The 25,038-nt window shown below is 60.5% G+C and carries 23 protein-coding genes; 8 read left to right on the top strand and 15 right to left on the bottom strand.

Going from position 1 to position 25,038, the window contains the following annotated elements:
- The first annotated feature begins 6 nt into the window (after nucleotides 1-6).
- From ACYVGU_RS20575 to ACYVGU_RS20605, 7 genes are all read left to right on the top strand, one after another.
- Nucleotides 7-636: a hypothetical protein gene (locus tag ACYVGU_RS20575; RefSeq protein WP_257873691.1), complete on the top strand. Its 630-nt coding sequence runs from the start codon at nucleotides 7-9 to the stop codon at nucleotides 634-636.
- A 65-nt stretch (nucleotides 637-701) separates the two neighbouring features.
- Entirely contained in the window at nucleotides 702-1,466 is a 765-nt protein-coding gene (locus ACYVGU_RS20580; protein WP_460623616.1) for a conjugal transfer protein TraK, read from the top strand.
- 27 nt (nucleotides 1,467-1,493) lie between these two features.
- Nucleotides 1,494-2,402, top strand: coding sequence for a DUF4138 domain-containing protein (locus ACYVGU_RS20585; protein ID WP_460623617.1), 909 nt, complete (start codon nucleotides 1,494-1,496; stop codon nucleotides 2,400-2,402).
- 13 nt (nucleotides 2,403-2,415) lie between these two features.
- A complete protein-coding gene (gene traM, locus ACYVGU_RS20590) occupies nucleotides 2,416-3,831 on the top strand; it encodes a conjugative transposon protein TraM (RefSeq protein ID WP_227610279.1) in 1,416 nt (471 codons plus the stop codon).
- 27 nt (nucleotides 3,832-3,858) lie between these two features.
- Nucleotides 3,859-4,746, top strand: a complete 888-nt coding sequence (locus tag ACYVGU_RS20595) for a hypothetical protein (RefSeq protein WP_227610280.1) — start codon at nucleotides 3,859-3,861, stop codon at nucleotides 4,744-4,746.
- A gap of 6 nt (nucleotides 4,747-4,752) precedes the next feature.
- Nucleotides 4,753-5,292: a hypothetical protein gene (locus ACYVGU_RS20600; protein WP_460623618.1), complete on the top strand. Its 540-nt coding sequence runs from the start codon at nucleotides 4,753-4,755 to the stop codon at nucleotides 5,290-5,292.
- Nucleotides 5,293-5,308: 16 nt separating this feature from the next.
- Nucleotides 5,309-5,692, top strand: a complete 384-nt coding sequence (locus ACYVGU_RS20605) for a hypothetical protein (protein WP_227610282.1) — start codon at nucleotides 5,309-5,311, stop codon at nucleotides 5,690-5,692.
- A 134-nt stretch (nucleotides 5,693-5,826) separates the two neighbouring features.
- Here ACYVGU_RS20605 and ACYVGU_RS20610 read toward each other — a convergent pair whose 3' ends face one another.
- From ACYVGU_RS20610 to ACYVGU_RS20625, 4 genes are all read right to left on the bottom strand, one after another.
- Nucleotides 5,827-7,164 carry a type II toxin-antitoxin system HipA family toxin gene (locus ACYVGU_RS20610; protein ID WP_227610283.1) on the bottom strand — a complete coding sequence of 446 codons (1,338 nt, stop codon included), beginning with the start codon at nucleotides 7,162-7,164 and terminating at the stop codon, nucleotides 5,827-5,829.
- Nucleotides 7,161-7,487: a helix-turn-helix domain-containing protein gene (locus ACYVGU_RS20615; RefSeq protein WP_227610284.1), complete on the bottom strand. Its 327-nt coding sequence runs from the start codon at nucleotides 7,485-7,487 to the stop codon at nucleotides 7,161-7,163. Before ACYVGU_RS20615 ends, ACYVGU_RS20610 begins: the two co-directional genes overlap by 4 nt.
- A gap of 274 nt (nucleotides 7,488-7,761) precedes the next feature.
- The gene (locus tag ACYVGU_RS20620; RefSeq protein WP_460623619.1) at nucleotides 7,762-11,082 is read right to left on the bottom strand and encodes a dsDNA nuclease domain-containing protein; all 3,321 of its coding nucleotides are present in this window, start codon (nucleotides 11,080-11,082) and stop codon (nucleotides 7,762-7,764) included.
- A gap of 12 nt (nucleotides 11,083-11,094) precedes the next feature.
- Nucleotides 11,095-12,345 carry a hypothetical protein gene (locus tag ACYVGU_RS20625; RefSeq protein ID WP_460623620.1) on the bottom strand — a complete coding sequence of 417 codons (1,251 nt, stop codon included), beginning with the start codon at nucleotides 12,343-12,345 and terminating at the stop codon, nucleotides 11,095-11,097.
- Between the two features lie 287 nt (nucleotides 12,346-12,632).
- Between ACYVGU_RS20625 and ACYVGU_RS20630 the strand changes: the two genes are divergently transcribed.
- Nucleotides 12,633-13,184, top strand: coding sequence for a heavy metal-binding domain-containing protein (locus tag ACYVGU_RS20630; RefSeq protein ID WP_460623621.1), 552 nt, complete (start codon nucleotides 12,633-12,635; stop codon nucleotides 13,182-13,184).
- Between the two features lie 85 nt (nucleotides 13,185-13,269).
- Here ACYVGU_RS20630 and ACYVGU_RS20635 read toward each other — a convergent pair whose 3' ends face one another.
- The 11 genes from ACYVGU_RS20635 to ACYVGU_RS20685 form a co-directional block, all read right to left on the bottom strand.
- Nucleotides 13,270-14,253: a DUF4396 domain-containing protein gene (locus tag ACYVGU_RS20635; protein ID WP_460623622.1), complete on the bottom strand. Its 984-nt coding sequence runs from the start codon at nucleotides 14,251-14,253 to the stop codon at nucleotides 13,270-13,272.
- 73 nt (nucleotides 14,254-14,326) lie between these two features.
- Nucleotides 14,327-14,962, bottom strand: coding sequence for a DUF305 domain-containing protein (locus ACYVGU_RS20640; RefSeq protein ID WP_460623623.1), 636 nt, complete (start codon nucleotides 14,960-14,962; stop codon nucleotides 14,327-14,329).
- Nucleotides 14,963-15,085: 123 nt separating this feature from the next.
- A complete protein-coding gene (locus tag ACYVGU_RS20645) occupies nucleotides 15,086-15,826 on the bottom strand; it encodes a DUF6577 family protein (RefSeq protein ID WP_187317263.1) in 741 nt (246 codons plus the stop codon).
- 22 nt (nucleotides 15,827-15,848) lie between these two features.
- Nucleotides 15,849-18,326: a TonB-dependent receptor domain-containing protein gene (locus tag ACYVGU_RS20650; protein ID WP_460623624.1), complete on the bottom strand. Its 2,478-nt coding sequence runs from the start codon at nucleotides 18,324-18,326 to the stop codon at nucleotides 15,849-15,851.
- Nucleotides 18,307-19,674, bottom strand: a complete 1,368-nt coding sequence (locus ACYVGU_RS20655; RefSeq protein ID WP_460623625.1) for an HTTM domain-containing protein — start codon at nucleotides 19,672-19,674, stop codon at nucleotides 18,307-18,309. The genes ACYVGU_RS20650 and ACYVGU_RS20655 overlap by 20 nt, the downstream gene beginning before the upstream one ends.
- Complete coding sequence (locus tag ACYVGU_RS20660) at nucleotides 19,674-20,783, bottom strand: imelysin family protein (RefSeq protein ID WP_460623626.1); 1,110 nt, start codon at nucleotides 20,781-20,783, stop codon at nucleotides 19,674-19,676. Before ACYVGU_RS20660 ends, ACYVGU_RS20655 begins: the two co-directional genes overlap by 1 nt.
- A 93-nt stretch (nucleotides 20,784-20,876) precedes the next feature.
- Entirely contained in the window at nucleotides 20,877-22,028 is a 1,152-nt protein-coding gene (locus ACYVGU_RS20665; RefSeq protein WP_187317267.1) for a DUF4856 domain-containing protein, read from the bottom strand.
- A gap of 362 nt (nucleotides 22,029-22,390) precedes the next feature.
- A complete protein-coding gene (locus tag ACYVGU_RS20670) occupies nucleotides 22,391-22,870 on the bottom strand; it encodes a DUF6122 family protein (RefSeq protein ID WP_460623627.1) in 480 nt (159 codons plus the stop codon).
- A gap of 441 nt (nucleotides 22,871-23,311) precedes the next feature.
- Nucleotides 23,312-23,926, bottom strand: coding sequence for a DUF305 domain-containing protein (locus tag ACYVGU_RS20675; protein ID WP_460623628.1), 615 nt, complete (start codon nucleotides 23,924-23,926; stop codon nucleotides 23,312-23,314).
- Nucleotides 23,927-24,025: 99 nt separating this feature from the next.
- Complete coding sequence (locus ACYVGU_RS20680; RefSeq protein ID WP_460623629.1) at nucleotides 24,026-24,649, bottom strand: helix-turn-helix domain-containing protein; 624 nt, start codon at nucleotides 24,647-24,649, stop codon at nucleotides 24,026-24,028.
- Nucleotides 24,650-24,658: 9 nt separating this feature from the next.
- Nucleotides 24,659-25,036, bottom strand: a complete 378-nt coding sequence (locus ACYVGU_RS20685) for a cupredoxin domain-containing protein (RefSeq protein ID WP_187317270.1) — start codon at nucleotides 25,034-25,036, stop codon at nucleotides 24,659-24,661.
- Between the last annotated feature and the right edge of the window lie 2 nt (nucleotides 25,037-25,038).

Here is a 25,038-nt window from a genome sequence, read left to right on the forward strand (position 1 = left end):
TTTTCGATGAACCATTCAACCCGTTACCTGTCCCTGTTAGCCCTGGGCCTGGCCAGCGCCTGCCAATCCCAAGAGGAGAAGGCGGCCACGCACCTTGTCGACGCCCTGCAAACCAACGCCAGCAGTCCCGCTGAGCAAGCCAAAGCGAATGCCTGGAAAGCCGCCACTACCCTGCCTCCGGCCCTGCCCGCGTCGGCAGTGAACGTAGCGCCTGGGGTGGCCCAGATGCTGCCCGAAGAAGGCTACCTGGAGCTGATTTCAGTCACCAGCCAGGCCCCGGTCGCGGCCATCCTCGCCCTGCCGGCCGGCTTGCGGAGCGCCCAACGGGGCTACCCCAAAGTAGGGCCGGGCTACCGCATCCCCTTTGCGGCCGTGCTGCGCTGGAAGCCGATGGGCTTTGGCAAGAGCAAGCCTGGCATCGGCAAGCTGCAGCTGCCCTCTGCCCAGGATTCGCTGCGTGGCTTTTTCATCAGCGACATCGACCGGGGCGGCCAAGTGGTGCCGATGCGGCCCGCGCAGCCCGTCACGGTTCAGGGGGTGCTCTACGCCTACGCCAGCCCGGATGGCGGTGAAGACGCCGGCTTGCTAACCTATCCCTACCGGGGCCTGCAAATCTCCCTGCCCCTGGCCAAATAAGGGGCGGTGGGGAAGAAAATCCCGGCCTCCTACATCCCCTCTTGATGACTTAACCCGCATTTGCAATGGATTCTGCCAAAAACCTAAGTACCTCTTTCTCCACCATGCGCAACCTGGCCATGGGGAGCGTGCTGGCCCTGCTGCTCGTGGCCTTAGCCGCCGGCTTTCTGGTGTACCGCGCCTACGAGAACAGCGGCCGCCGCGTGTACGTGGTCGGCCAAACCGGCTCGGTGGCCGCACTCTCGGCGCCCACCACCGAAACGCACACCGCCTACGAAGCCCGCAACCTGGTGCGCAACTTCATGCTGACCATGTTTGGGCACGACCAGTACACCTACAAAACCAACCTGGACGCCGCCCTGCCGCTTATCGAAGGCCGCGGCGGCCGGCGCATCTACGACGGGTTCACCCGCGGGCAGGTGCTGCAGAACTACGAGCGCTACGCCGCCCGCAATGTGGTGACGGTGGACAGCGTAAGCGTGGACATGAACCACCGCCCCTGGTCGGGCCGGGTCTACATCAAGCAGCGCATTTTCATTGGGGGCGAGCAAAAAGAGCCCCTGCCGCTGGCTGCTAAGTTCAACCTGGCCGAAACCAACCGCTCGGATGCCAACCCCTACGGCCTGCTGATTACCAACTTCGACTACATCCCCTACAACCCACAGGTGTCGCGGGAGGAGCTGCAAGCCCTGAAAGAGCAGGAAGCCGACCGGCAGCGGGCCCTGCAGGAAGCCCAGCGCAGCGCGGGAGTCGGGGCTCCCGACGCCGGCATCGCTCCGGTCTCCCCCGTGGCCCCTGGTCAAGCCTCTCCGGTATCGCCCGGCAAATAAGTCTCTCCCTTCCTAAAGCATATTTCTATGTTGTCTAAACTTCTGCTGGCCCTGGGCCTGCCGGTGCTGCTGGCTTCGGCCAGCTCAGCTCAAACCACTTCTGCCACGTCGGCCCTGCTGCGGCCGTCCTCCTCCGCAGTGCCCGCCGCGCCCACGCTGCTGGACGTGGCCGTGTCGGACAGCTCCACCACCTACCTCGTGTTCAGCGGCCCCGTGTCGCTGGTCGACGTGGGCATGGCCAACAACTACCTGGTCAAGATTGAAGCCAACGCCGTGTTTGTGCGCGCCCGCCGCAAGTCAGCGCCGCCGACCCCCATGCTCATCCGCTTCGGCAGCAAGTACTGGATGGGGCGGCTGGTGTACGTGAACCGGCCCGTGCTGCAGCTCTACGACTTCCAAAAAGACGGGGCTCTGGGCCTGAGCAATGGCGCGGGCTCCGTGACGGGCTCGGCGCCGGAGAATGAGCTGGCGCTGGACAAAGAGCGGGAAAAGAAAGCCGCGGTGGAGGGCAAGCTCTCCGCGCTGCGCAAGTCCAAGGAGGAACACCAAGCGGTGGCCGTGGTCGACAACGACCTGGTGCTTTCGCTGGCCAACGTGCGCAACGACCGGGATTTTACCTACCTGCGCTTCAAAGTCATCAACCACTCGGCCATCGACTACAACGTCGATTTCACCGACTTCCAGCTGGTGGAAAACGCCCAAAAGAAGTTTCTGGCCAAGAAAAAGAACGAAGCGCGCCGTCCGCTGGCCCCCTCGGGTGGCGGGACCAACCAGGTGGTATCGGGCCGCACCACCGGCTACCTGACCTACGCCATTCCGCTCTACGCGGCCACCGACCGGGGCTACCTGGAAGTGACACTGCGCGAGCTGAACGGGGCCCGGGTGCTGGTGCTGCCGGTGCCGTCGCGGGTCATTAATCGGGCTTCCACCATCTAACCCAGCCCCACTTATGGAACCTGCAAACCAACATACTCAATCTCATTCCACAGGCTCGGCCGAGCACGACAGCCAGGAGCGCCTAGCAGTGGACCGGCCTACTGCTGACAAGCCGAAAGCAACTCCGCTGGAGCTGCTGCGCAACAACTGGATACCTCTGACCGGCCTGCTGGTTTTGCTGGTCGCCGGGGGGCTGTTTCTCTGGCTGCGCTCGGCCACGCAGGCCGCCCAGCAGCAGAAGGAAGTCGTGGCAGCGGCTTCGGAAAACATCGAGCCCGAAATCAAAGCCGCGCCCACTGAGCCCACCGCCCCTGTTTCGCCCTCGGCGCAAATCGAGCAGCAGCGGCGGCTGGAGCAGGAGGCCCAGAGCACGCCGGTTCGCCCCAACACCGACGAAGTAGTAGAAGCGTTTGTAGCTGACACTCTGGGCCAGGCCCTGCGCCGCAAACGGCGGGCCGCGGCGGCTACCCTCACCGCCCGACGCCGGCAGGAGGAGGCCCGCTTAGCCGCGGCCGACGTGGACACGATTGAAACGACCCTGCAAGACCCCACGACGGGTTCGTACCACGCGCAAACGCTGGTGGTCCCTCGGCGTCGACCCGGCCAAGCGGTAGGCGCTTCGGCCCGCCGGGCGAGCTACCGGGCTGGGCGGGGCCTGCGGGCCGGGCTGCTGCCCGCGACCGATATTGACGGCACCCCGTTTGAAACGGACCCGGACGTGCTGGCCATGCTGGGTTCCTCGCCACCCGAAACCCGCGCCGCCTACGAGCGCATGACCGGCAAACGGTTTCGCGACCCCAAAGCGGCTGCGCAGACTCTGGCCAACCGCGCCAACGCTGCCGGCCGGGATGGCTTCAACACCGTCAAGGTGGGCAACTCGGCCCGGATGATGGCCCAGGGCAGCCAGGCCGAGCTCACGCCGGACGTGTTCTTCAAGTGCGTCATCAACGGAGAGCAGAAGGTGCGCACCGGCTCGGTGGTCCTGCTGCGCCTGCAGGAAGACGCCGTGGTGTCGGGCGTGACCTTCCCCAAGAATTCTGTTTTTGCCGGCATTGCCAGCGTGGGCACCAACAACGTGATGCTGGAAGTCAACCGCCTCGGTCCCACCCGGGTCGCGGCCAGCATATACGACTACAACTACCTACCGGGCATCATGATTGACCCGGTCAAGCGGGTCGCCAAGGATGCCAGCCTCGCCGGCCAGGACCTGCAGCAGCAGTCTATGCAGGAAGTGAGTACCGCCATCGACCGCTCGGCCTCGGCCGCCAACTCGGTGGTGGGCGTGGGCGGGCGCGTGGCCATGAACGTGCTCAGCCGCCCGAAAACCCGCACCAAGCTGCGGGAAGTTCTGCTGCCCGACGGCTACCCCATCCTGATTACCACGGCCGCCGCCGGCCAGCTGGGGCCGGCTACGGCGTCGGGACGCTAACCCTTTCCATTCACTCATTCTACAACCATGAAAAAGACTCTTTTTCCGGCCCTCGTGGCCGTCGCGTTGCTACTTGCCCCGGCTGGACAAGCCCGGGCGCAGATGGTCGTTAACGACCCCGTGCACATGGGCGTGCACATTGGGGACTTCGCCAAGCGCCTCGCGCAGTGGACTGAAACAGTCAAAAACTACCAGGTCGTCAAGGATGCCCGCCAGATTGCCGGCGTCACCAAGGACATTACCAGTGAGGTCCGCAGCCTGACGCAGGAAGCCCTGGACTTGCAGAAGCAGGTGCAGGCGGACTTGCGCAAGGTGCAAAGCATCCAGGATTTGCGCCTCTCCAACCCGCAGGAGCTGTTTGCGCGGGCCCTGGCCATGTCGGGCCGGAGCCAAACCAACCAGATGATGCCGGTTTATGCCAAAGCCCAGCGCCTGCGGCAGGCCCTGCAGCTGACCAACCCCGCGCAGGACGTGAACACCATGTACGACGTGTTTTCGCGCTTTGGGTCCAGCTCAACCGACCCTAGTGGCAACATGACCAGCGACCAGTACCAGGCCAAGCGCGAGGAATCGACGGTTTCGCTGTTCGCGGCCGAGGAGATGATGGCCAAGCGCAAGCTGGCCATGGCCGTGAACTACTACAAGATTGCCGACGAGATGACCGCGCAAAGCGTGGAGATGCAGGCCACTTTGAAAAACCCGGGCCGCTACGCCATGACGGAAGGGGAGCGGATGGCCGCGCTCAACTCCTCGAATGACAATATGATCAAGGCCATGCAGCTGCGTGAGCAGGGCGACCGCCTGTTCATGGAAGCCTCGCAGGCGGGACCGGCTCACCAAGCGGCGGAAGCGGTGTACGCCTCAACGCTGAGCCGGAACGCACTCATCAAAATGGACCGTAACCGGCCCCGCTAGCTTCATATGAAAAACCTACTTCTAGTGGTGCTCTTCTTGACGGGGGCTGGCATATTGCCGGCCTCCGGTCAGCGCCACGTTAAACACATTGCAAGCTGGGGTGCCCACGTCGGCCGCTCCGAAAAGGGTGACTACTACGAGTTGAGCTACACGCCCATGCTCACCAATCGCCTGGCCTTGCGCCTAAGCGGTGGTTATGAAGCCGGCCATCTGGCCACTCGCGGGGAATACTCGGTATATCAGGGTCGGGTGCTCCTTTCCCCCCAGCTGTTTCGTCTCGGGGAGTTCGCCTACGTGCATCTGCTGCTCGGCGCGGGAGCCGGCTACGAGTGGACCAATCAGAATGGCACGGGTGAGGCGGCCAATGACTCAAATGAACCGCAACGCTTCACCTATGGCACTCAAGCTGGCCTGGAAGCCGATTTCTTCTTGGGCAACCGGCTCTCGCTGGTCGCCACCGGTACCAAAGGCTACCTCTTCAATAATCCACTGGTAGACCAATGGCCTGGCATGGCCGGCGTTGGTCTGCGCTACCATTTTCGCTAATTCTACTTTCTGAACTATGAAACGACTTGCCTTTCTACTGCTGAGCTGCACGGCCCTGGCCACGAGCTGCTCGAAAGACAACGATGCTACGCCCTCGGGGCCGAAAGAGTATCAGGTGGAATACAAGGTCACCTCCAATGCCATGGAATCGGACTATGTGAGCTATACCAACGAAAGTGGCGGCACCACGACGCTGGGCACTACGGCGCTGCCGACCACCTACCGCTTTAAGCGCACCATGAAGCAAGGGGATAACCTTACTATCCTTGCCAGCATCGATGGGGGCACGGCAGCCTCGGAGATAACCTGCGCTATCCTACTGGATGGCAAAGAGGTGAAAAAGGCAACGGGGCGGGGCGTCGACGCGCAGGCCGTTCCCGTGTATGTCATTGGGGAGTAGGGGAGGTAATTTTCCGCTACTTGCCCCCTTGAAAAATGCCGCCTCCTTGGCACAGTGTGCGCGAGGCAAGGGGCATGCAGTAGTCCGAAAGAATTTCCCTTGAGCCCTTCGGCGTCCCAGTGGTATCGATACTGCTAGGATGCCGAAGGGCTCAGCTGATTAAGGCCTTTGAAGAGCTGCAGGCGGTGCGTTTTGGCAATAGCCTGTTGCTGTTTCTTCGGCACGCCGGCTTTGGCCGCAAAAGTAGACCAACTGGCTACCGCGTCGACTACCTGCTGAATTATCTCCCGGGCCTTTTTCACCTGCACGCTCTTGGCCAGGTGCAGAAAATCTTCTTCCGTAAAATCATCGACCTTACCCGCCAGCGACATCTGGTGGTGGCTGGACCATTCGCCCGTGGGGTTGTAGGAATACGTCACGTCGTACGCTGGGGACAAGCTCCACTTGCCCGCCGGATTCATCAAGAAGGAGATGTTCTTGGTGTGGTCGTCCTGGTTGCGCGCCACCACGTTGAACACCATGCGCCGGTAAAGCTCCTCTACGGCCGGGTGCGGCAATTGGAGCTTCCGCAGGACCTGAAACGCCTGCTCATATGTATAGAGACCGGGCTTGTTGTAATCAAAGTGTGCCAGCCCACAGAGTGTTTGCATGTGCAGCCGCTGGCTGCCGGCCACCCGGTCAAATCGCCGCGTCATGAAGTGCGCCCGGCCGTTCTCTTCCAGTAGCTGGCAGTCGGTCATCTGCAGGCCCGCCTGCCGGGCCATCAGGTGGTAAGCGTACTCAATGCGGCCGTATCCGGCCGGGTCGCCCAAGCTGGCATTGGTCACCCCATCGAGCTTGAGCAGCCAGTGCGCAAAGCCCTCGGGGGCATCGACCTGTCCCGAGCGTACTTCCTTGGTGGTGGCGTTATAGGCAATTACGGCCTTGGCGCGGGCACCACCGGCGGAAGTGCCCACGCTGATGATTTCGGCCAGCCCCTCGGTGGCGTTGGTGCCCAGCGACGTGTGCAGGCTTTCCCGGTTGGTCAGCACCTGCCGGGCGAATTTCACGAGTTCCCCAACTTCCAGCGAGGCTCCTTTTTCCAGCGCGGGCTGCGAGGCCGGCTCGTACACCAGCGCGCCCATCCCCCGGTGGCCGAGGTAGCACAGATGCTCCACGGGCGTAAATGAAGATGCGTCCCGCCCTTTGGAGGCCAGCCAAGCGTCAATAAGCTGACGCCCGTACCGGTCGGGCAGACTGTCGGCCAGCAGGCCGGGCAGTCCCTGGTAGGTTTCCCGGTTAAGGGTGGCAAAGTCAAATTTGCGCGACTTACGCCCTACTGGCAGCGGCATGATAATCGGCGCCAGCTCCAGTCCCGTGCGAACAAAGGCAGGCTCGTATTCAAAGACGCCAATCCGACGTTTTTCCTCCCATAGCACGTACCCGACGCGCTGGCCCCAAATAGAAACCGTGGCCGTTATCAGCGTACTCATAATCCCATTATTGAAGAGTCCTCGTTGCGGCGGCTGGCCCGCTGCCTCTGCTGGCGTGCCAGGCGCGCCGCTTGCAAGGGGCTGATGGTGGCCGATTCTTCCAGCACTTCGAGCACATCGAGGCGCCCCAAAGCGCGCAGCAGCTGCACCAGCGTGAGCGTAGAGGCCGGCCGGCCGTTTTCGACCTGGCTGATGGTCCGTCGGCTCAAGCCTGTTTGTATTGCCATCTCCTGCTGCGAGATGTCTTGATTCAGCCGAATAAGCTGCAGGTTGCGGCCAATTTCTTTAACCGCAGCTACGTCTGACAAAGCGTACCAGTCCATAAAGACACTTTTAAATAGCATTAACTGCCACTACCCTTGTTAATGCAACGTAAAGGTACCATTAACGAAGTCAATAGCAAAGGAGCTAGCTATTCAATAATGATACGCATGCTTCTCATTAAAGGCTTATTTACTACTTAATGATACGTAAAAGTCGCATTATAAAACTTGTTTTCATTTATTTAACGGAAACCCTTCACTGTAAGGGGATAAGGAAATCAGAATACAATCTGAGTTCCTTTATTTGCTTCGGCTGAAAGGTAGGAGCAAGTAGTTACAACAAGGGATTGTGCTCGTCGTTGACATCGGTCTGCACATTAAACCGCTCATTCATGAATTCCCTCACTGCACTAGGATTAGGAAAGCGGGCGTGGTTCTCCAAACCGAAGGCGCTTAAAGAAATTATGGGCATTTGCTCCAAGCTGATTCTAAACTCAGCCGATTGGAATGCCTGCAGAGGAAACTCCATCTGCAGTTCTACTTCGTCTCGCTCCAAGATGCGCTGAAACTCTACTTTCAAGGCAGCTTGGTGTTCCGCTGGCGTCGCAAACTTCCGCCCTTCAAGTAGTCGGTTGGCTTTGTAGGAGAGCATGAAGTTCATCATGGCCACAACAATCTGCCAGTCTGGCCAGCCTTCTTCCCGCAGTGTTTGCAGCCAGGAGCCATAGCCGGCATCCAGCTTTAGGCGGGCAAGTGTCTGATGGATGTTGCGAACTGCTTTCTGAAACCGGTTTCCAATGTTTTGGACAGCGGTTGAAGGATTGTATTTCTTGCTGGGACCTGCTTTCGGCTGCATGAACAGGTTAATCAACGGGAAGTCGGGTACAGCCGGCAAAGCAGAAAACGTATCGCGACCAAACGCCCCGAACGCTTTTTCGGAAAACATCGACCGGTACATGCGCTGGTAGGAGGTTGCCTGCATTGATTTTGCACCCAGGTTACTCTCGGTAAAGAGACCCCAAAACGCCTCGTTATACTCGGCCACTGGCAGTAAGCTGATGTCCTGCAGAATGGCTTTGAGCGCGACGCTGACGAATGCAACCCCCAGTTTTACTTCTTCATAGTCAGAGCTGTCAACCCGATGCACAAAGGCCTTCCACTTTGCTTTTCCATTATCCGGCAACTGTTCGGGCTCGCGTGGGGTATCGGTAATTTCTAGGGTGAGGTCAACAAGGCCGCTGGGCAAATGAAAGTCAACCTTGGAAAGCGCTATTTCCACCAGCAACACCTGAAGCATGGCGCAGAAGTCCTCGCCCAGGGCAGTCATTTCGTACGAGTTGGCAAAGCGCACGTGCCATTCTATTCCCAAAGCGTGAAACCGAACGGTACGCTCGGGGCCCATGTCGTTCAGCGGCGCATCCGCAAAATTCTTGATAAGGCCAGCTCGTAATTTAGGCTCTGGTAAGTCAGCCTGAAGTACGGCCAGCAACTCATCCAGGTACTCTTCTTTTAAGTACCCGGCCTCAGATAATTTGGCTTGCGTCATGACCTGTAATTCCGGGGCCAGAAGGGGCGCGGCATACAACAGAAAGCCATAATTCATGATGCTTTTCTGGGGCATCTCGGCCCCCTCCGCGTCGATAGGTTCGGGGTCGAACTCGTGTCGCGACATCATGTAAAGCTCAAAGTCCAGCAGGGCGCTAAACCAAGCGCCTTGGACGAAATCAGCGTGGAAAACCATGCCGATTCCCTGAGCAATTCGCTTAACTAGCTTACGGCTGCCTTTCTGCCAGCTGACCCACGTGGCCCACAGCCCATAGTACTTTGCCGCGAAGTGCATGTCCAAGGCGCCGTAGACCTGAGCGATATTAAGTAAGGCCAGGGTATAGCCCTCGAACGTTTCATCCTGTAGCCACAACGCTTTGGCCTCGTGAAAATCCCGGAGTGCTTTGAGTAGGGCAGTGGGGTTTTTAGTCTCCAAGTAAGCGGCGCCTGAAACCACTAGCCGGCGGGCCCGCTCATGCGCACCCCGCTTCTTTTCGACCATGGCATCAAGTCGGCCGACAAACTCTCTGAAAGCATCAATCAGGACTTCGTTTCCCTCCTCATCCACCTGTATCAACAGGCGAATGTGAGTGTGGAGACGGTTGCTCAACTGCGTGGCATTGTAGAGCCGGGCCTGGTCTACATATGCCAGCAGCTGCTCCAAAGGCGCCATAATTTTGGCGACGTTCTCCTCGCTCCGGTCTTGGCTCCCCGCAAAAAAGTGCAGATTAGCGGAGCACTCCAGTAACCGACACAGGTCCGAAGGATTGCTCGTTTGACTCAGGAGCTGGTCCAGTTGCAGCTTGAATTGTTGCATCCAACCGGCGGTTTCTTCGGTAGTGAGCGCGGATTTTTCGTTCAAAGCCGAGGCCATCACTAGGAAAAGCAGGCTTTGAATATCTTCGAAATCTCCGGCGGCGGTGAAGGCGGAGAAGTTGCTGAAATATTCCCGGATGTGGTCTTCCAGCCCGAACAAATCGCCAAGGGCAGGCGCCAAATACTCCGTGGGCCGCATCCGGAGCCAGATTAGCTCGTAGAGCCCCTTTTTTCGAAATTCGGGCTGCTGTTGCAACTCCGAAATGTACCAAGTGAGCAAGCCAATCCAGAACGCGTCGTGGGACTGCAGATTCTTGGCAGCACGGCAGTAGGAAACAGCTTGCAGCACCTCGTAAAATTCACCGAGGCGAAAATCTGCCGGCTGACCGATTTCCTGCCACTTGGTAAATACCTCGTGGTACCATAGGTCTTCCAAGGTGCCCGCCTGGAGCAGCAGGTTCGTGAGTTCCCCATTCACCAGCTTGCGGTCCTCGGGTGCCTGCTCGGAAGCTTTAATGTCTACCCGCATGCACAACATGCCCAAAAAGCCCTTGCGCCGCTCCCTAGGCATGTCTGGCAGCTGCGCCACCAGTTCTTCGAGGCGGGCAATGGTGCCCTTGAAGGCCTCGTCCGGGCTCAGGCCATCAAAACGCCATTTGATTCGGCGCGTAAAATCGTCCCAGTCTTGGTCAGTAAGCTTCTGAAAAACAGCCACTGCTTCTTGTAATACCTGCTCTTCGGCCGCTATCACCAAGACGGCCTGAGCGTCCTCCGCTTTCTTCTTCAGCTTTTCGGCAAGCTGGTCAGCTAATTGCGTGGCACGCTCCTCCACATAAGATGTGACAAGTGCCTTTACTTTTGTGGCACATTCGGTGAGCAGGGCATCCGGAAGGGCTCCTTGGCTGGCCACCCAGCGGCGCAGTAAATCCGACTCATTGCCCTCGCGATGCTCTGCAACGCGGCTGTTGGCTTCAAAAACAAACTCCTTGTCCTTGGCCGCATAATCCGTTTTCACGTGCAGCATGAAGAAGTGCGCCACCGCCTTCTGTATCTCCTCGCTACGAAAGGAAAAAGGGGTTGAGTACAGCTTCAGCTGGCGGAACGTAGCCGCCTGCGTAAGCTCGTTGTGCTGAAAGATATCCTCTTCATAGTCGCAATATATCGCTTCGTCAACGTGGTCTAGATAGTTTTCAAGCCACGTTTCTACGGTTTTGAACACCTGATATTGATAGCCACGCATCGAGGCGCTGGCATCGGTATTTTTTGCAAACAGGAAGAGTTTGGCAATGCTCATTTGGTAAAGACCTTAGCTAACGGAACGCGCAATCTTGCGCATGGCGGCCGGCGAGTCGCCAAACTTGCACAGCGCCTCGCAGTGCTGGCGTAACTCCGAGAACAGGATGTAGTGGATGGTCGCGCCGGCGGCGCGGATGGCCGGCCGCGAGAGTTGAGCCTGCACTTCCTTCTCGCGGGCATCGGGCACAACCAGGTACAACGCCGTCTCGTTCTCGGGCATGGAAAACGCCAGGTCCGTCAGGCGCAGGATGCCACTGTAGATGCTGGTGCTCTTTTCCACCTCGAAAGCGGCCACTACACGGCTCGTACCGGGCGCAAACCACACGATGTCGATGAGCCGGATGGTGCTGGCCACGTCGGCGGGCACCGGCAACTCGGGGTGCTGGTCGAGGCAAAGAAACGAGAGCTTCTGCCCGCCGCATAGGCGGTTGCGGTCGTTGATGGCCGTGGTCACGTCGCAGCCCAGCGCCTTGCCGATGCGCAGCAAATGGTGCTGCATCTCGGTGTGCTGGTTTTCCTCTTGCGCTTCGGATTGCACCTCTTTGTGGCGCTTCTGGGCCTGCTGCTGGTACTTGTCGCGCTCCTCGTCGGTGGCGAACTGCTGGTCGCCGGCAATCATCTTTTTTACGCCCACGTCGAAGAGCAGGCCGCTCAGCGCGCCGTAGTCGAGGCTCAGGTGCTGGCGGTGTTCCTGATTGAGGTCGCGCAATCGGTCGCGCATGCGCAGGTACTCGGACCAGGAGCCGAGCTTGATTTTCTCCCCGAACAAGGCGTTGAAGCCGTTGACGATGGCCGTGTTGCAGGGCGGCATCAAGGTCGGGTGCAGGAAGTAGAGGATGCTGGCCACGGCCGGGCCCAGGCCCTTGATTTTGCGGCGGTCCAGAATGTCTATTTGCTTGAGCAGCTGCTGCTCGGTTGTGGCGGCCAGGCAGCTTTCCAGGAATTGGCCGAAGGCGCGCTTGTTGTCCTCGTGCTCGTAGATGTCGGGGATGCGCAGCTTGGGCTTCCAGTAGAAGGGGTGGGCCGCGCCCTGAAACACCTGCTTTTGCTCGCTGATGACGCTGAGCACGAATTCGAGCGAGGTGCCCTTAAAGTCGTTGCCGAAGCTCCCGGCCTTGATGTCCTTGACCACCTGCTGCACCCCGCGCCGGATGGAGCGAAAGGCCTTCAGTCGCTCCTCGTTGTTGATAAACCAGGTGTTGTAAACGGACTCGGAATCGGCCTTGTATTGCTGGATAAGGGGCGGTAGAGCGGCGGACATAAAGGAGCGTAAGGTCAATAAAGCGGCTAAGATGCACAGAAGCGCGCAATAGCGTTCAGCTTCAACCAAGCGCGTTATTTAAGGCCTAGCCGCACGACACTCGCATGCTCCGCAGGGAAGACCTGTTGGGGAGATATTTAGTCCCGGTGCCGCGTTATCGACGAAACTGGCACAAATGATGATTACGGCCCAGCCGGCCTTGGCAATTCCGTGCCGATAGTATTCTCGCTATTGGCCACCGGCTACCCTACCGGCTCCCAAGTCTTCCACCACCTAAACTTTCCCTCATGAAATTTTCGCACTTCCTGCTGGCCGCTACACTGCTCGCCGCTCCGCTTTCAGTTTCGGCACAGCACAGCCACAAGCCCGGCGCCGCGGCCCACGGCCATAAGGCCGCGGGTGAAACCCACTCGCATAAGTCTCCCCACGGGGGCACGGTGCGCACCGCGGGCAAGTACCACATTGAGCTGGTGCAGCACGCCAACGAGGTGCACGTGTACCTGCTCGACGGCAAGGAGAATACCCTAGACGTTAACCGCACCACCGGCTCCGTCATGCTGCTCAGCACGACGGGTAAAACCAGCTCGGTAAAGCTCTCACCCGCCGGCGACCATTTAGTGGCCGCCCTGCCCGCCGGCTCGATGCTGCGCACGGCCATCGTGAGCGTGAAAGCCAACGGCAGTTCGCTCAGCGCCCGGTTTGAAAAGCTGGACGCGGCTGCCAAAGCCGGCAAAATGGCTGGCACAGCTTATGAATGCCCGATGAAGTGCGAAGGCAGTGCCAGCGACAAGCCCGGCAGTTGCCCCAAGTGCGGCATGGCCCTGGTCAAAAAAGCCTAAAGGCTTTTTAATCGCCGCAGGCCACCGCCTGCCTTCTGATTTAGCCAGCGCGGCCCCAAACGAGTCATGGGGCCGCGCTGGCTATTTACATTCGGTGGCCCGGCATGTCCATGCCAGGCATGGCCTCCATCGGCTCACCGGGCCGCATGGACAGGTCGCCGTAGCGGGCCGCCAGCCAGTAGCCGACGGCGAGCATCACCAGCGTTATCAGGGTAACCACCGCTTTGCGCAAGCCCGACACATGGGCGCCGCCTTCCATGTTCATGGGCATCGCGGCCATGGCGTGCCCGGCGTGCGCCGCTGCTGGGGGCACCGCGTGCGACATGCCACCCATGGAATGGCCGGCATGCGCCGAAGTGCTGACTTCTTCCCGTGCTGCGCCGCCTTTGCCCAACGCGCGCTCGGTGCCCATGCCGTGCTTGAGCTGGTTTTTAACCAGCCAGTAGTTGACGGGGTAGGAGACCACCACGCCCACCAGTGTCGCGGCCGACATGGCCGCCCAGAACCAGGGCGAGGTGGCTTCCATGGCCCGCATGTCGCGGGTCATCAGAATCACCATGGTGGGCAGCATGCCCGCCATCATGGCGTTCATCGACATCCACTCCGGCAGAAAGGATTGGCGCAGGGCCTCCCAGTAGCTCAGGCCCATCATGTCCTTCATGAACAGGGCCTGGAAGATGAACAGACCAAAGACAAAGCCAGCAGCGTACTCTATCCAGATGTCCACGCCCATGCTCAGCCCAAAGTAGCCGGTGATGGCGGCGGCTACGATGATGCCCGTTGCGTCGCCCGCCGCGCAGTGAATAGTCGAGCCCACGGCCTGCTTCCAGAGCGGCGCAATAAAGGCCTCGTGGGTGCCGGGCGAAGGTTCGCGGCAGGAAAACCAGTAGATGAGCAGGCCCACCGGGCCGGTGTAAAGCGTGACCAGCACCCAGCCCCACTTCATGACCTTCATCTCCGGGGTGCGGGTGAACAGGTCCCAGGCCACGTAGAGCACCGAAAGCAGCGTCAGGCCAAACCAGAGCCAGAGCGCCCAGTCCGGCGCCCAGGGGGTATTGTGCATTTCCATAGGGGGCGGGAATTAAAGTAAAAAAGCAGCGAACCCGAGGGTCCACTACTTAGGGATACGAGCAAGGGAAGCGCTAGTATTTTTTGTTGGCCAGCAGAAAGTCCTGCAGCATCTTGATTTCCATCTTCTGGTCGGTGATGATTTGCTGGGCCAGCACCTTGGTGGCGTTGTCGCGGCCGAACTTGAGCAGGGCGTCCGAATTCTCAATGGCAGCTTGGTGGTGGTCAATCATCAGCTGGGCAAAGTCGAAGTCCGGGTCGCCGGTGAGGGGGCGCAAATCCACGGCCTTCATCATCTGCATCATGTTCATCATCTGCAGGGCGTTGAACTCGGGCACAGCCGGGGCGTGCGCCGGGTGGCCGGCCAGGAAGGCGTTGAACTGGGCGATTTCGGCCTGCTGCTTGTCGATAATCGACTGAGCCATGGCCTTCATCTCGGCGCTTTTGCCGCTTTTAATCTCCTCCTGGCTGTTTTTGATGGCTATCTGGTGGTGCATAATCATCATGGTGGAGTAGTCGTTGTCCGGGTCCTGCGTTTTGGGCATGGACTCCATCATGGCCATCCCCTCGTGCATGTTGCGCATAAACACGCTCTCATCGTGGCCGATAAGCTCCAGGCCGTTATCGTCGTCCTTGTCGCAGCTGGTGAAAGAAAGGGTGGCCCCGAGCAGGCACAGTGCGAGCAGGGGCATTCGAAATATCTTGTTCATGGGTAGCGGTTGTTGGTGAAAAGCAGCTACCCTTAAAAACGGCAAAGCATAAGCGTAGATTTACGACAATCCTGCCCCGGCTTGCATAATTTGGCGGCTCACGCGGGCCAGAACCCACTTAACTCACGCGGCCGTGGCCAGCAGGGCTTGCCACCGCGGGCCTGTGTTGCGGCGCGTGGCGTATTGCAACAATTGCTCGGTGTGCAGGTGGTAGCGGATGCCTAGCACGGCAACGGCCCGGGCCAGCGCTTCATCCGAAGGCACCAAGCCGGGCGTTTCGGCGACGTCTACGAGCATTTTTTCCAGGCGCGCCGTCGTCACGCCGCCCACCCGGCGCACGAGTGAGGCCCGTTGCACGGGCCGCAGCAGCACAAATTCCCGGCCATCGGAATCTACTGGGCTACTTTCATCGGTTAGCTGAAATTCGGCGGAATCACGGATAAGCCGCGTGGCCCACTGCACCTCGGCCCAGTTGACCTCCACTACTAGACGCGCCGGAATCTCAGGCATCGCCGGCCGCAGCCACTGCGTGGACCAGAGACTGCCGAGCGGCAGGACTAACCGCTCTTGCAGCAGTTGCCACAACGCAACATGTTGCGGCGCCACCTCGGGCTTGAAAGCGGCCGGGGCCTGGGCACCGCCAAACGCCACCAAGCCGGGTGCTACCGGGTGCAGCAACTGGCTGCGAACCAGCCCTTGACGGATAGTAGGCCACACCTCGGGCGTTAGTGCGGGCAGGGCCCGGTCAAAGAAGGCCTGCAGCTCGGCTTCCGCAACCTGTGCACGGCCCAGGAAATGGCCCCGCAGCTGCGGCCAGGCCCGAAGCAACTGTTCGTATTGGGGAAGGGATTGTTTGGTTTGCATGGCGTTTAAGGCTAAACCGTCACTACCATTTGACCGCCACCGTCAGAAAATAGCTACGGCCATCCGAAGGCAGGATACCTGGGCCAGGGTAGCCCGTGGCGCGGCGCGTAAAGTAGCGGGTATCGGTCAGGTTATTTACGCTGCCTTCCAGCTTCAGCCAGCGCCGCTCCCACGATACGGAAGCGTCGAGTAGTTGGTAGGCCGGTACCAAGCCAACGACTGCCAAGCTGGGGTCCGGGCGGGCATCGTTCGGACTATTGGGGGCGTTGGTGGCTTCCGAAAACTGGTCGGAGAGGTAGGTAAACTGCACCGAAGCCTTCACGGGGCCAAAGCCGCCCTGCATGCCGGCCTTTAAGTTGACGTTGGGAACAAACTCTACTTGCTTGCCCACTACCTCCCGGTTCTGACTTTGGGTGTAGCGGCTGCGAATCACTGACACGTTGCCGAAGGTGGACCAGCGCCAGCGGCCGGGCTCGGCGCTCGGACGCAGCACCCGCAGCATGTCGGCTTCGGCGTAGGACTCGACCCCTAGAATCAGAGCCCGGCCGATGTTGTCGCGGTAGCGATAGGGGCGGTCAAAACGGTCGGAGGTGCCCACCTCACCGATGCGGTTGTTATAAAAAAGCGCAAACAAGCTCAAGTCGTAGGTCAGCCACTGGCCTTGTTCGCCGCGCAGTCCCAGGTCGGCGGAATAGCCCTGCTCATCCTCCAAGTCCGGGTTGATGACCAGCGCGCTGTTGACAATCTGCATATCGCCAAAGGTGATGGAGCGGTAGTTCTGCGACACGTTGGCGTAGAACTCACGCTGCTCCACCGGCTTGTAGGAGGCCCCCAGCCCGCCAATGACAAAGGAGCGGGGGCTGATACGCTGCTCGTCGGTGGTTCGAACATCCGTGATGTTGCCGGCCAAATCCCGTGACACCGTCTGGTAGGAGCCGTCGGCGCGGGTGCGGATGTACTCCACACGCGCGCCGGGCGTGAGCGAGAAATGCTCACCGAAGTAGAAGATGTTCTCCGCAAAGACGGCCGCGTTGTAATTCGGGAAGCGGTAATCCGATGAGGCCGATGGAGCGTTGAGGCCCGCCGCCGGCTCCTCAAATCGGAATTCCGCCCGGCGGCCGGCCGGGCCGGCGCCCTGGATGCTGTGGTTGTAGCCCCGATAAAGGCGCGTGCCCACCAGCAAGACCCCACTTTTGGTTTCGCCTAGGTCGTAGCGAGTCAGGTAGCGGGCTTCGGCGCCCACGTTGCGGAAGTCGCCAGTGATGAGCTCGCGCTGCTGGGTGTCGGCGTCAGGCCGCTCGACGAAGTTGGTGCGAAAGCCCAGGGCATTGCGCGAAGCCAGCAGCCCGAACGTCGTCACATTAAGGTTGGACCGGGGGCTCAGCTTCCAGTCGGCCGAGAGGTTAAACAGGTTCCAATCCACTTCAAACCAGTTGCGGGCCCGGTTACTCTGCCGGGGGTCGTCGGCAAACTGCCGGTCGCTGAGCCCGCCCGGCTGCTGGGCCAGGTAGTCCATGTGGGTGACCTGGGCACCGACCTTGAAGTTCTCCGTGAACTGGTAGCGTACATCGGCGTAGGCGGTTTTGCTGTCGAAATTCGAGTTGGGCCGCCACCCGTCGCCGCGCTTGTACTGGGCAAAGGCATAGTAGCTCAACTTCTTAACCGTGCCGCTGACGCTGTTAAAGGAGTTGAAAAAGCCGAACGAGCCCGCCGTTTGCCGCGACACCACCGATACGGTCTTGTCGGGCTCGGGTGCGCGCAGCTCGAAGTTGAGCAGGCCGCCGAACTGGGTGCCGTACTGCAGCGAGGCGGCCCCACGCACGAGCTGGATGCGCTTGACGGCCTCCACGGGCGGGGTGTAGTAGCTTTCGGGGTAGCCCAGCGCGTCGGCTGAGATGTCGTAGCCGTTCTGCCGCACGTTGAAGTTGCTGGTGCGGTTGGGGTCGAGGCCGCGCCCCCCGATGCTAAGCTGCAGGCCACCCTGGTCGCTTTCCCAGATGTTGAGCCCCGCCACCCTCGAATACACCTGCCGGGCGTTATTAGTGGCCAGGTTGGCTACCAGGTTGTCGGGCACAATGACCTCGGTTTTCTTGGCCGCGAAGATAGCCGTGCCCTCCACCTCGCGCAGGCGCTGCTGCCCGAAGCGCGACTGGGGCGCGGCCACCACCACCTCTTGGAGCTGCCGCTCGCGGCGGGTCAGCGTGAATTCCTGCACGCTGCCGTCCTCAGGTACCTCGACCACGGCTTTAAAGGGCTCGTGGCCGATGGAGGAGAACTGCAGCTGCTGCCGGCCCTGGGCCAGCTTCGTGAGCGTAAACAGGCCGGCCGAATCGGTGCGGGCAATCTGGCGGGAGCCGCGCACGTACACCTCGCAGCCCACTACGGGGCGGTCCGTGCCCGCTTCGCGCACGCGGCCCTGCAGGCTCACCTGCTGGGCTACGGCCGTGAAGCCGGAAAGCACTCCTACCGCCAGCACGGCGCTATAAACCGGTAATCTCATCGTCGAAAGGTAAAATCCAGGGCTTGGGCCGCAGGTCGTCTTCGACGCGGGCCAAATCCACGGTGGGGTCGATAAAGCTTTTGCCCAGCCGCCCGTTCAGGCTCACGTAGGCATCAGCGTATATTTTAGGATTCGTAACCCCCTGGCCGGCGTAGTAGTCACGCAGGTAGTGGGCAAACTGCACCAGCATGTCGGGCTGGGTGCTCATCATCTTTTCCTGCAGCACGCTCAGGTGGGCGCGATTGTCCACCTGCCGGATGCGGCCTGTGGCGCCATCCACGACCTTGAACTGCACGTAGCCCATCTTCTCCATCAGCATCACCCGCCAGGAAAACCGGTACCCTTCCTCGGTCCAGAACAGTTCGTGGGGGTAAAGCAGGTAGCGAAAGGGCAAGACCAGCTGCACCACGAAGAACACGCCCAGGGTCAACAGCAGCAACTGCCGGCGGGCCGGACCGTAGCGCAGCGGCGTGGGGGGCAAGGGGGCAGTGGGGAAAAAGCGCAACAGCCCGCGCACGCGCTGCAGCACCCGCTCGTGCCAGTCGGCCGGAAAGAAAACCAGGGCGGCCACCATCATCACGTAGGGAAACATGCCGATGGGAAATAGCACGGCCGTCAGCACGTGAAACACCACCACGGTGGCGTAGGCCCAGGGCCGGGTGCGCCGGTTGAGCAGGAAGAACGGCACCGTCAAATCGTAGAAGGCACCAAACCAGCTAAAGGCGTAGGCCACCCAAACCTGCCCCAGCAGCGGGCCAATCAGGGGCAAGTCGTTTTTGGCCGGCAGCCAGATGCGCAGCGGCATGGCTTCCAGGAGCCAGTCGGAGTTGAGCTTGGCCAAACCCGCGTACACGTAGACGATGCCCATGAGCAGGCGCAGCGCGTCCACCGTCCAGCGCGGCACCTCGCTGCGCCAACGGGCCGGGTTCAGGTGGGTGTCGAGGGCGAAGTAGCGCCCGGCCGGCAACAAGGCCAGCAGCAGCGCCGCCAAACTCACGAAGTAGTAGTGGTTCAGGTAGGTGCTTTTGTCCATGAGCTCGATGTAGGTGAAGCTCAGAAACACCCCCAGCGCGGCCGTGCGGTACCAGTAGCCCACGGCCATGAGCAGGGCGCACAGCCCGCACAAGGCAAACAGCCCGTAGGTGTAGACGCCTAGTGGCCGCACCCACTCAAAGCCGTAGTAGGGGAAAAAGAACTTGGGCTGCAGGTAGAGTTCGGCTATCCAGCCCTTGGCCCAAAAACGCACCACGCTGGCCAGTACCAGCAGGCCAAAGGCCATCCGGAACGTAGCCAGCGGGGCGGCTGGGGTGTAGGCGTGGAGGTAGCGTTGCAGCCGGCTGCTCTGCATTAGTCGCCGTCGTTGTCCACGTAGGTTACCGTGACGCTCAGGGCCGAGGTCATGTCCACCTTGAGCAGGCGCACCGCTTTTTGCATCTCGTTGTAAGAGGCCACGGCGTCGGCGTTGCGGGCGGTAATGGTGGCGTACAAGTCAGGGCCCAGCGCGGCTAGCTGCTGCGCCGAGACGCCGAACTGGGTGTTGATGATGCTGGTCAAACTCTGACCCGTGCGGCTGTCCTTGGCGCCGACCGCATCCAGGTAGCTTTTCAGCGAGGGCTGACCCGTGCGGCCGTTAAAGAATTGCTGCACCGTGGCGTGGGCCGTGGTGGCCAGCTGCAGGGGCAGGGCGCCCCGCTGGTAGTAGGCTTCGATTTTGGCGGGCAGTGGCGCCCCGGTCATGGCGCCGGCCGGAATACCGATTTTGCCCGCGCGCAGGTAGCGCTCAAAGTACAGGGAGTAGGCGTTGATGACCCGCGACAGGGACGAGCTGGCGTCAGTGCCGGTGTTGTTGATGAAGGTATCCCGGTAGGAGCCGTTCCACTGCGCGTACACCGTGCCGAAGGTTTGCTCCATCTTGGCCACCACGTCAGTCAGGTAGCGGCGGTGGCTGGCCGAGGAAGCGTACTGCTGCGCGATGGCCGCGTCGCCGGTGGCCACGCCGTTGAGCAGGTAATCCAGCGTGGGGAAGCCCTGCTGGGGAATGGCCGTCGACAACTCAAAGTCGTAGGTGCCCGTGCTGATGTTGCGGTTGATACCCGTCACGTCGGCCGGGTAGATGTTGAAGTGGTTGCGCAGGCTGACCTGCTCGGCGGGACCAAACTCGTAGAGTTCCACCTTCTGCCACTCCACGTACGCCGCCTGCCAGGCCTGGCGCACGTCGACCAGCGTTGCCGTGGTAGGCGCCGCCGTGAAGGCGGAGGTCTTGGCCTTCAGCGCCACCAGCTTCTCGTTGAAGCGCTGGTAGCCGGGCTTCACCAGGCTGTCAGCCCAGTGCGTGAGCAGGGCCTTGCGGTCCGGGCCCGTGCTGGGCTCGGGCGTAGCGCCGGGGTCTTTCTGGCAGCTAATGATACCAACGGCCAGCAACAGCAGCGTGAGGGCAAACAGCAGGGACTTTTTCATGGAAAGCTGATTTCGTAGCGAAGGCCAACCCGCCTGGCAGCAGCGCTGACAAACGGGTTGGCCTAACGGTTTCGCCGGGTAGGCGGTTCCGGATTACTGCAGGTTAAACTTGGTCTTGATGGCGTTAATGGCCACGTCGGCCTGGGCATTGGTCAGGCTCCAGGCCCCGTTGGTGCCGGCGGTCAGGGGATTGAGAACCCCATCGGAGAAGGCCGCGTCGGCGCCGTACTTGGTGCAGAAGCGCAGCGAGTAGATGAAGCCGAGGCCTTCGCCCAAAGCGTGGGCCTTCACGGCCGGGTCGGAGGCGGCCTTCCAGTTGCTCAGGTACGACACGGCCGAGAGGGCAATGGTCTTTTCCAGCTCGGTGCGGATGATGGCGGCCTGGGCCTGCACGCCGGCGGCGTCGTTGTTAACGATGGCGGCGCGGCCTTTCAGGAAAGCCATGTACACGCCGGGCGACGCCGGGCCGTTCTTCTCATTCAGGTAGCCGGCCAGGAACCGCTCGCGGGGCGTCAGGTTGATGTCGGTGGTCATGATGGCGTTGCTGGTCAGGTAGCCGTAAGCCAGGTCCCAGTTGTGCTCCAGCTCCGAGTAAGCCTTGCCGTCCACCACTTTGCTGTTGTTGGCTTTCAGGGCGTTGTCGGTCAGCATTACGTTGCCAATCTGGTCGAGCAGCAGCGCGCCGAGCAGGGCCTTCTGAATCACTTGATTCACTTCGACACCTTTCTCGTCGACCAGGTAGCGGCCAATGCGACCGGCAACGCCGGGGGCAGCCACTTGGTTGACCGACTGGCTGGCGGTGGCCAGCTTGGTAATCTGCTGGTCCATGTAGGTACGAACAGCTTCGGCCTGCGTGCCGCTCATTGACGCAGCCGTGGTGGCGCGCAGCGACAAGCCCGAAGCGTTCAGGCCGGCCCCGGTGAAGTAGCTGCCCGTGTTGGCGTACATACCCCGCAATTTGGCTACATCCAGCGTCTGCGGTGCAGCCGGCGGCGCAACGGCTACCAGGGACATGTAGGTGTTAAACTCGGTGAACATGTCCAGCCGCTGGTTCGAAGTCACCAGGTCAACGGTGCTCTGGCCGCTGGCATCTTTAAACGACTCGGTGTAGCGCGAAGTAGCCGTCAGCGTGCTGGCATCCATCTTGGTGCGCAGGGCTGGGGCTGTTTCGTTGTCGTTCTTGTCACAGGAAGAGAAACCAAAGGCAAGGGCAACCAGCGCGAGCGAAGCGTATTTAAAGGACATGAAACGGGGGTTAGAGTGATGACAGGGCAAAGGTAATTTCTTATTTGGAATGATTACAGATAGTGGCAGAGTTTTTTACTTAGACAGATTTTAAACAACCACCCTTCGTCATCAACGGCAACTGCTTCACACCATGTTTTAGTAGCTTTTATGCTGACCATCCCCCCAGCTCCCGTTCCCTATCATAATGCTTTCATGAGGCTCAAACGCCATTTTTCAATGCTTTAAGCACTGCTAATCCCAGATTGAGTTCTTTGTTTGACACAAAGGGACAGAGGTAATTCGCCTAATTTGGAAGGTGAGTTAACCTTCGCTTTCATAATTTCAAGCAGCAAGGTTTTACTACGCTCAACTGCCTCACCTTACTCGACTACCTCACGGCCCAGTATCTTTTTCACCCAGTTGCGCAAGGCGTAAATCCGGGAGCTGAGGTAGCACTCGTTGCAGTGGCTGAAGTTCCACAGGCAGTCCACCGTATCGGTGAACAGGTGGAAAAGCAAGCCCACGGCGACCGGTTGCAAGGCCGGCAGCAGCAGGAGCAGCGCATACACCGGGAAGGCGTAAAACGAGTGCAGCGGATGATAGCCCACGCTGCAGCGCAGCGGGTCGAAAATGGGTTTGGCCAGCAGGTGGTCTAAGTCCATGAGCATCGTGGCCAACATCATCAGGTAGGCGGCCTGCCACATCGCGGGGAAAAACACCAGCGCCAGCACAGCCGGGAAAAGAAAGTGCAGGCTGTAATGCACCAGCGTCTGGGCGCTGAACAGTTTGGTCGGGAATTGCCGGCGCAGCCCGCGTGGAACCTTCGGCGGGGTTGGGCGGCGCACGGAATCCCTAGGCATTGCTTGGGCATACCTCCGGCCCGGTTTGCCTACTGGCTCCTTTTCCTCCTGGGGTACCTGGTCCCGCGGGTTCGTAACGGGGGGGCGCGCTTTTTCCCCTATCAGCGGCGGAGTAGTGGAAGGCGCCGGGGCAGTGACGACCGTCGCCGTGTCAACGCGCTTGGCCGGCCGCGGGTGGCGGTACCCGGGAGCCGGGCGAAACCTTGGGGCGATGGCAGATGAGCGGCACCCGGTTAAAACCGGGCCGGCGGCGAGGCAAAGGGATAGAATGAAGCGTGAGACAGGCAGTGGAAGCATAAGGGGCGATGTTGCCACGGGGCCGGCCAGGGTGAACATATAATAGGGAACAGGCCGCCAGATAGTCCGCCCAGCCACTCACTTTCCCTGAATGCAAAAAGGCAGCCCCGCAAGAGCTGCCTTTTATCGGGGTTCAGCCACCCACTAGCGGTTGCGCGTCAGCCAGTTTTGCAGCGTGGCAATCTCCTGGCGCTGGTCGGTGATGATGGCCTGCGCTAGCTGGCGCATTGTGGCGTTGCGGCCGTGCTGGAGCAGCGCCTCCGAGTTGTCGATGGCCGCCTGGTGGTGGTCTATCATCATTGCTGCGTAGTCCACGTCGGTGCGCATGGTCATGGTGCGGGCGTTGCTCGCGGCCATCATGCGGTCCATGTTGGTTTTCTGGATTTGGTTGAACTGCGGCACCAGCGGCTGCATGGGCTGGTGCCCACCCAGGAACGTGTTGAACTGGGTGATTTCGGCGCGCTGCTTGGTAATGACGTCCTGAGCGATGGTTTTCATCTCCTGGTTGCTGCCCGCGCGAAGTTCTTCCTCGCTCATCTTAATGGCCGCGTCGTGGTGCAGCACCATCTGGGCGGCAAAGTCGTGGTCGGGGTCCTGGGTCTTGGCCTGCGCGTCCATCTGCGTCATCATGTCCATCATGATTTTCATCAGCGGAGTGTCGTGCTTCATGTCGTCCATGTCGTGGTCCATTTTACAGGCCGAAAACAGGGAAACGAGCACAAGCAGGGAGTAAATAGGCAAACGGAATAAGCGGTTCATGCGCACAGTCGGTGGGGTCTGATGGTGAGCATTATAAACGCCCTGCCTACTGGTCCGGTTTTTACACCGTTGGCCTTTTTCCTTGCATAATTTCTGAGGCTACAGCAGCGAGTCCAGGCTGCGTCGGGCGTGGCTGGCAGGCCCAAGCCGCTGAAATTCCGAGGGCGTCAGGCCCGTGACCTGCCCGAACTGCCGCGAGAGGTGGGCCGGGGAGCTATAGCCCAGCTGCCCGGCCACCTGGGCAATGCTCAACTCGCCGTAGCCGATGAGCTCCTTGGCCCGCTCCACTTTCTGGCGGATGATGAACTTCTCGATGGTCAGGCCTTCCTCCGACGAAAACAGGTGCGACAGGTAGTGATAGTCGCGCCCCAAATGCTGGATCAGGTAATCCGAGTAGGTCAGCAGGCGCGGGCCGGGCTCGGGATAATGAATGAGCGTCACCAGCAGGGTCTTAATCTGCTCCACGAGCTGGGCCCGGGGGTCTTCGAGCAGGGCAAAGCCCGCCGCCTGCAGGCTAGTTCGCACGGGCTCCAGGTCCGGCTCCTGGCCGTCGGCGGTGCTCACGTCGGCTTCGCCCAGCACCACGCGGTGCACCTTCAGGCCCAGGGCGGTTAGGTCTTCCGTCACCACCCGGATGCACTGGGGGCACACCATGTTTTTAATCAGCAGCCGGTGGGTGCCGGGGGCAGGCAGGGTGAAGCCGGAGCGGAGTTGGGAGTTCATGAGCGGCATCTATTTTACGACTAAGCTACCGCGCAGCATGCCCATGCCGCAGGTGAACGTAAAGGTACCCGCCTGCTGGGGCAGCAGCTCCACCAGCGTGGTCTTGAAAGCCGGCAGGTCGCGGCGGATGCTGAAGTCAGGCATCAGCAATTCCTCCGAGCAAGAGTTTTCCTCGTCCCGGTAGAAGCTCAGCTGCACGGGCTTGCCCCGTTCCACCTCAATCACGTCGGGCGAGTAGCCCCCCTTGACGGTGATGTCCACTTCCTGTACGCCGCTTGACGTGGAAACGGCCGCAGCCGTCTGGCGGGCGGAAAAGAAGAAGTACCAGATGACGAAGGCCGACAAGGCCAGCCCCGTCAAGGTCACGATGATTTCAGAGCTGTCCATAA

Source organism: Hymenobacter tenuis (assembly GCF_054780495.1).